The organism is Streptomyces sp., assembly GCF_031181555.1.
In the GTDB taxonomy this organism is placed as follows: domain Bacteria; phylum Actinomycetota; class Actinomycetes; order Streptomycetales; family Streptomycetaceae; genus Streptomyces; species Streptomyces fimbriatus.
In genome coordinates, this window is the sequence record NZ_JAPSKQ010000001.1 from 24,789 (window position 1) to 31,321 (window position 6,533).

General features: G+C 72.0%; 7 protein-coding genes. 2 read left to right on the forward strand and 5 right to left on the reverse strand.

Features of this window, described 5'->3' with window-relative positions:
- The first annotated feature begins 68 nt into the window (after positions 1 to 68).
- Positions 69 to 1,196 (forward strand): acyltransferase family protein, encoded by a 1,128-nt coding sequence (locus RIM90_RS00080; protein ID WP_309058384.1) that lies wholly within the window; start codon positions 69 to 71, stop codon positions 1,194 to 1,196.
- 97 nt (positions 1,197 to 1,293) lie between these two features.
- Here the strand turns inward: RIM90_RS00080 and RIM90_RS00085 are convergent, their stop codons facing one another.
- The 3 genes from RIM90_RS00085 to RIM90_RS00095 form a co-directional block, all read right to left on the reverse strand.
- Complete coding sequence (locus tag RIM90_RS00085; protein WP_309058473.1) at positions 1,294 to 1,719, reverse strand: hypothetical protein; 426 nt, start codon at positions 1,717 to 1,719, stop codon at positions 1,294 to 1,296.
- Positions 1,720 to 1,811: 92 nt separating this feature from the next.
- Entirely contained in the window at positions 1,812 to 3,044 is a 1,233-nt protein-coding gene (locus RIM90_RS00090; RefSeq protein ID WP_309058385.1) for a ricin-type beta-trefoil lectin domain protein, read from the reverse strand.
- A gap of 175 nt (positions 3,045 to 3,219) precedes the next feature.
- The gene (locus tag RIM90_RS00095) at positions 3,220 to 3,576 is read right to left on the reverse strand and encodes a hypothetical protein (RefSeq protein WP_309058386.1); all 357 of its coding nucleotides are present in this window, start codon (positions 3,574 to 3,576) and stop codon (positions 3,220 to 3,222) included.
- A gap of 301 nt (positions 3,577 to 3,877) precedes the next feature.
- Between RIM90_RS00095 and RIM90_RS00100 the strand changes: the two genes are divergently transcribed.
- A complete protein-coding gene (locus RIM90_RS00100) occupies positions 3,878 to 4,300 on the forward strand; it encodes a DUF350 domain-containing protein (RefSeq protein WP_309058387.1) in 423 nt (140 codons plus the stop codon).
- Between the two features lie 135 nt (positions 4,301 to 4,435).
- Here the strand turns inward: RIM90_RS00100 and RIM90_RS00105 are convergent, their stop codons facing one another.
- Both RIM90_RS00105 and RIM90_RS00110 read right to left on the reverse strand, forming a co-directional pair.
- Positions 4,436 to 6,061 carry a cellulose binding domain-containing protein gene (locus RIM90_RS00105; protein ID WP_309058388.1) on the reverse strand — a complete coding sequence of 542 codons (1,626 nt, stop codon included), beginning with the start codon at positions 6,059 to 6,061 and terminating at the stop codon, positions 4,436 to 4,438.
- A gap of 274 nt (positions 6,062 to 6,335) precedes the next feature.
- Positions 6,336 to 6,533 (reverse strand): hypothetical protein (locus RIM90_RS00110; RefSeq protein WP_309058389.1); only part of this gene is annotated, 198 nt, incomplete at its 5' end.

Sequence of the window (6,533 nt, forward strand, 5' to 3'; positions counted from 1 at the left end):
CGTCGCATCACCGCGGACGAGACGTCCCGCCTTCCGCAGGGGCCTGCCCGCCGGATCCGGGAGGCGCGATGGGTGACACCCTGAGGACCACGGAGGAGGTGACCTCCTCGCCGCGGGCCGGGACGGCCGCCACGAGCGGGACGGAACAGGAGGCGCCGGCCGGGAGGCGTGCGGAGTCCGGGCCGGGGCGGCGGGACGCGTTCTTCGACAACGCCAAGTACCTGGCGATCGTCCTGGTGGCGGTGGGACACGCGTGGGAACCGTTGCGCGACGACAGCCGGGCCGTCAGCGCGCTGTACACGCTCGTCTACGCGTTCCACATGCCCGCGTTCATCGTCGTCGCCGGTTACCACTCGCGCGGTTTCGACGGCAGCGAGGGGCGCGTCAGGCGCCTGGTCACCGGGGTGGTGCTGCCGTACGTGGTGTTCGAGACGGCGTACACCCTGTTCACCCGGTGGACGGACGGCGTGCCCGACCGGCCGGTCACTCTTCTGGAGCCGTTGTACCTGACGTGGTTCCTGGCCGCCCTGTTCGTGTGGCGGCTCACCACACCGCTGTGGAAGCTCGTGCGGTGGCCGGTGCCGCTGGCGCTCGTCATCGCCATGGCGGCCTCCCTCTCCCCCTCCCTCGGCGAGGACCTCGACATACAGCGCACCCTGCAGTTCCTGCCGTACTTCGTGCTGGGTCTCTTCCTGCGGCCGGAGCACTTCCGGGCGGTGCGACGGCGCCGGGTGCGGATCCTGGCCGTACCGGTGTTCGCCGGGGCGCTGGCCGTGGCGTACTGGGCGGTCCCCCGGGTGACGTCCGCCTGGCTCTACCATCGCGACAGCGCGCAGGAACTGTCCGCTCCCGCCTGGTACGGCCCCGTGGTGACCCTGGCCCTCTTCGCCTCCTCGCTGCTGCTCGTCGCGTGTTTCCTCGCCTGGGTGCCGGGACGGCGGACGTGGTTCACCGGACTGGGCGCGGCCACGCTGTACGGCTATCTCCTGCACGGTTTCGTCGCGCAGGTCAGCAAGTACTGGGGCTGGTACGACGCCGGCTGGCTGTACCGCCCGCTCGGTGCGGTCGTCGTCACCCTGGTCGCCGCGGTGGTCGTGACCGCGCTGTGCACGGCGCCCGTGCGGCGGGTCTTCCGGTGGGCGGTGGAGCCGAAGCCCGACTGGGCCTTCCGCCGTCCGGTGGCCGAACAGCCGTGAGGCGGGGCGGGGCTGCCGCGCGCGGTACCGGACTTCCCGGCCGTCCCACCGCACGCCGTCGGTGAACGGCCCTTCCGCGTCAGCCCCGTGGGTGTTCTCAGGCCTCGGCGCGGTCCGGCGCCACCGTCCCGGCACGGCCGCGGGCCGCACCGGCTCCGGTGGCGCGCCGCTCGTACCGGAGCGCCACTCCCGTCGCGACGGCGCCGAGGCCCTCCCAGACCCCGACGCCGATGAACGCCTCCGGCGCCCTTCCGCCGATCACCGCGGCCGTGAAGACGGTGCACGTCAGCAGCCTGAAGGGCACCGTCCAGCGGAAGAAGGCCCGCCAGTCGGCGAGCGCCGCCAGGACGTAGTACACGCCCATGTTGAGCGCCGCCATCGACGACGCCGTCACGAAGGCCGGCGTGTGGTCACCGCTCCCCCGCCCGCCGGGGGTCGCGAGGCCGAGCAGCGACAGCTGCGCGGCCGGCGAGACCAGGCCCACCGTGCCGAGTGCGGCGGCGAGCACTCCGAAGACGGCCATGGTCCAGCCCGAGGCTGAGCGGGGGAAGCGCACGCGGTGATCGTAGCGACGACCGGGGCGGCCGCAAGACCCTTGCAGGAGGCGGCCGTTGCTCAGCCCACCGTCCACTTCTGGTTCGCGCCGCCCGTGCAGGTCCAGATCTGCAGGCGGGTGGCGTCGGCCGGACTGTTGCCGGTGACGTCCAGGCACTTGTCGGCCTGCGGGTTGACGATGTCGTGCGCCGCGGTGACGGTCCACTTCTGGTTGGGGCCGCCGGTGCAGTCCCACAGTTGGACGGGCGTGCCGTCCGCTGTGCCGTTGCCGGTGACGTCCAGGCACTTGCCGAGCGCCCGGAGCGTGCCGTCGGAGCCCACGGTCCACCGCTGGGCCGCGGTGCCGTTGCAGGCGTAGAGCTGTACGGGCGTGCCGTTGGCGGGATCGGCGCCGGCGACGTCGACGCACTTGCCGGCCAGGCCCCGGATCGCGGCGCCCGGGGCCGTGTCACCCGTGGTCACCGACACGTGGTCCACGACGAGTTGCTGGGGGAAGACGGTGGAACCGTCCGGGTCCCCGGGCCAGTAGCCGCCCACCGCCAGGTTCAGGATCAGGAAGAACGGCTTGTTGAACACCCAGCTCCGGCCGCCCAGGTCGGCGGGGGTGCGCCGCTGGTAGACGTTCCCGTCCACGGACCAGGTGATCGAGTCCGGTGCCCAGTCGACGGCGAAGGTGTGGAAGTCGTCCGCGAAGGCCCGGCCGCCCGGGAGCGAGTAGGCGGCGCCGATGCCGCCGGAGCCGGAGTAGCCGGGGCCGTGGATCGTGCCGTGCACCGTGGCCGGTTCGAAGCCGACGTTCTCCATGATGTCGATCTCGCCCGAGGCGGGCCAGTCGACCGGTGTGCCCAGCATCCAGAAGGCGGGCCACATGCCCTGCCCGCGCGGGATCTTCATCCGCGCCTCGACGTGCCCGTACTGCGCGGTGAACTTCCCGGACGTGTTCAGCCGGGCCGAGGTGTACTGGCAGGTGCCGTACCAGCACCGGTAGCCGGCCGGGTTCTCCTTGCGGGCCGTGATCACCAGGTGGCCCCGGCCGTCCAGGGCGGCGTTCTTGTTGCCGGACGTGTAGTACTGCCGCTCGTGGTTGTTGACGTTGTCTCCGGTCTCGATCTGCCACTTCGAGGAGTCGACCGCCGCACCGGCGGGCCCGTCGAAGGTGTCCGAGAACGTCACGGCCGCCGCGGTGGTGACGTCCGCCGGTTCCGCCCGCGCGGTTCCGACGGCACCGGAGGCGACCAGCGCGGCGGACAGGGCGGCGACCAGCCATCTGCGGAGCGTGCGCGGAGAGGACATGGCTCTCCCTTCCGTACGGCGCGCCCGTGCGCCCGTGCGCACGGGCGCGCCGGCCGAGGGGTGGGGGGTAAGGTGTCGATCCTTGATTTAAGAATTGAAGCAAGAGGGCGTCAATACCCTGGTACAGACCAGGAATCCGGGACGCGTCTCCCCCTCGGGACTCCCCGGCACTCGTTCAGGCCGTGCTGCCCCACGAGGTCCGGTGGGTGCAGCCGGGGTCGTGTTCGGTCGCGCACGACGTCCACCAGCGTTCGCAGCACGCGGCCTCCACCTCGGCGCGGGCGAGCGCCGCGGCCGCCGCGTCGCGCCACGCCGCCCGGCGACCCTCCCGCTCCCGGAGGACGGCGACGGCGCGCCGCTCGTCGGCGATGACGGTTTCCCGGACCACCCCCATGACCGGGGTGAGGGCGGCGGCGGCCATGGCGAGGGTGGTCCAGGCCGGGACGGCGCCCCAGGTCCGGACGGTGCAGAAGGAGAGCCAGAGGGCGACGGCGATGTAGAGGACGGTGAGCGTGCGGCTGCCTCTGCTCATGGCGGTTCTCCTTCTCGGTCCGTCGTGGAGCGTGCGGGCCGGTCCGCCGCCGCGTCCCGTCGACTTCGACTGGACTTCTGATGCCCACGATGTGCGCCGCCATGACTCCGGAGGGCGGCGCACCGCCGGCACGGCCGGCCGAGCCCGGTGCCGAGTCCCTTCGCTTCGGACGGAGTTGCCTCGCCCCGGTGCGCGGGGTCGGCGACCGCGCCGGTCGGGGGGCCGAACGGGTGCGCTACATTTTGCTCGCCCTTGACCGCGATCACTCACGATCCCTCACGCTACGGAGCCGGCACATCCCATGAGCGACATCGTCAACGGAGTCGGCCGGGCCACCGCCTACGGCGCACTCGGCCTGGTCCTGCTGGTTCTCGGCATCGTCCTGGTCGACGTCCTGCTCCCCGGAAAGCTCGGCCGGCAGATCTGGGAGGAGCGCAACCGCAACGCCGCCGTGGTGCTCAGCTCCTCCCTGCTCGGCATCGGCGGGATCGTGTTCACGTCCATCTGGACGACGTACGAGGACTTCGGCAAGGGGCTGGTGTCGACCGCGGCGTTCGGGCTGCTGGGACTGGTGATGATGGCCCTGGCGTTCCTGGTGGTGGACCTCATCACGCCGGGGCGCCTGGGCGCGACGCTGGTGGAGCCGGAGCCCCACCCCGCGGTCTGGGTGACGGCGTCCTGCAACCTCGCGGTGTCCGCCGTCGTCTCGGCGTGCATCGCCTGACGCCGGCTCCCCGCCGTTTCGGCGCCGTCGTCGCACGTCCGGTTCCCGTGCCGTCCGCGGGAGCCGGACGTTCTGCGTTCCGGCCGGGGAAGCGAGGCGGGGCGGGTCCGGAGGTCCGGCCGTGCCGGTGACGACTCAGGGGCTGTCGCACGTGAGCGTGTGCGGTGCCGTCGACGAGCTGCCGGTGGCCGTGAACCCGAAGGTGGTCGTGCCGCCCGGCTCGACGGTGCCGTTCCAGGCGGTGTTGCGCACGGTGACGGCCCCGGTGGTGCCGGTGTTCCGGCCGTTCCAGAGGCTGCTGATGGACTGGCCGGGCGCGAGCGTCATGCCGACGGTCCAGCCGTCGAGCGCGCCGGTGCCGTCGTTGCGTACGGACACCTCGCCCTGGAAGCCGCCGGACCAGCTGTTGACGGTGCGGTAGGCGGCGGTGCAGGCGTCGCCCGGAGTGCCGGGGCCGCCGCCGGTGTCACCCCCGGTGCCGCCTCCGGTCGTGCCGGTGTCGGCGAGGTCCGGGGTCTGCCAGTCCCGCCAGGCGGACAGGTCACCGGACTTGGCCGGGGAGATCCTGAACACCCCGGAGGAGCTGCCCGACTTCAGCAGGAACTTCTGGATGTTCTGCCGCAACGGCGTCCTCCACTCCGGCCGGGCCGCGCAGTGGGTGCCGTCCTGCACGTCGGACCAGTAGCTGATGTTGCCGGCCGCGCCCAGCGCCTTGTAGACCTCGGCGCCGCCCAGGGCCGCCACACTGCCCGACCTGGCGCCCAGCCAGTCGATGTGCGGGTTCTCCATCACGAGGAGTCCCCGCGGCGCGATCATGCCCACGATCTCGTGGGTGTCCACCGGGAGCGTCGCGGGGCTGCCGGTGAAGGAGCCGAAGGCGTCTCCCAGCCAAGGCTGTTCCGAGTAGGCGCTGCTCAACGGCTGGGCACCGCTCTCGCCCGGGATCCCGCGGAAGATGCCGGTCCCGCCGCTGCCCGACTCGATCGGCATGGTCAGGGCGACGCGCTGGTCGAACGCGCCGGCCGCGAAGGCGCCCTTGCCGAACCGCGAGCATCCCGTGACCCCGGTGGCGTCCGCCCTGAGGACGCTGCCGCCCGACTGCTCGATGACGTCGATGATGCGGCTCACCCCCCACGACCAGGCCATGAGCAGCCCGGTGTCACTGGAGGAACCGTAGAGGCTGTAGAACGCGCCCTGTTTGTTGTGGCGGGGGGTGCCTTCCTTCCCCACCGCGTACGGGTCGAAGGAGACGACCGCCGCACCGGAGTTCTTGATGGTGGCGGTGTCCGCCCCCAGTCCGCCGAGCACCACGACGGCCGGGAACGGGCCGGTACCGCTCGGCAGATCGACACTCGCGGTGAAGCTCGCGCTCCTGCCCTGGTGCGCCACCCGTACCGTGATGCCGGTCCGCGACACCGTCCCCGTGACGCTGTCCGGCTTCGCGGGCTTCTGCCCGTAGACGTGCCGCTCCGCGAGTTCCCGGATCTCCGCGCGCCGGCAGCGCCAGTCGGACCCGGTGGAGACGCGCGTGCCGTCCAGCTTCCTGAACGGGTCGGGAAGTCCGGGTCGGGATGCCGAAGGCCCTGTACCGGGGACGGCGCAGTCGGCGCCGTCGTCCTCCACTCCGGGCTCCGCCTGCGCCACGGGAACGAGGCTGTCGGTGGCGTCCGGACGAGGGAGGAGGGCGGCGACGGCCAGGCTCACGACGGCCACGAAGACCGTCGTCGCCCAGGCCCAGGCCCGGCGTCGGGGGAAGCGCATCGGGAACCTCCGGGAGGAGTCGTCTCGGGAGCGCTCCCAGGCTAGAAACGCTTTCAGGGGCATGACAACAACGAGGACGGCACCGCATCGGATTGACCGCTTTCGATCCCCTGCCGGAAGACACGCACCACCCCTGGACTCGCCCAACAGGGGACGACTCCCCCTCGATGCACCATCCTTCTCCACCCCTTGGAGTCGAAACTTTCGCTCGACTTGCGATCGGCACAAGCCCTCGCCCGCGGCAAGGCGGGAATCCGGTCACCGCACACGCGCGTCACTCGGTGCGGCCGCCGCGGAAGGTCCGTGCTGTGAACGGGCGAGGCGAGGGAAGATCGAACGGACGGTTGCGCGCACCTGGCCGGATGAGCAGCTGAAGGAGCTCTTCGGCGAGGGTTTCCCCGAGTTCGTCACGGCCGACCGGCTGGTGAAGGAGTACATGGGCCGGGTCGGGGAGTGGTTCGCCGATCCGAAC

Excerpts from the sequence above, each read along its gene's own strand:
- RIM90_RS00095 (WP_309058386.1), bottom strand. The coding sequence starts at position 3,576 with ATGAGCAGAGGCAGCCGCACGCTCACCGTCCTCTACATCGCCGTCGCC.
- RIM90_RS00100 (WP_309058387.1), top strand. The coding sequence starts at position 3,878 with ATGAGCGACATCGTCAACGGAGTCGGCCGGGCCACCGCCTACGGCGCA.
- RIM90_RS00105 (WP_309058388.1), bottom strand. The coding sequence starts at position 6,061 with ATGCGCTTCCCCCGACGCCGGGCCTGGGCCTGGGCGACGACGGTCTTC.
- RIM90_RS00090 (WP_309058385.1), bottom strand. The coding sequence starts at position 3,044 with ATGTCCTCTCCGCGCACGCTCCGCAGATGGCTGGTCGCCGCCCTGTCC.
- RIM90_RS00080 (WP_309058384.1), top strand. The coding sequence starts at position 69 with ATGGGTGACACCCTGAGGACCACGGAGGAGGTGACCTCCTCGCCGCGG.
- RIM90_RS00085 (WP_309058473.1), bottom strand. The coding sequence starts at position 1,719 with ATGGCCGTCTTCGGAGTGCTCGCCGCCGCACTCGGCACGGTGGGCCTG.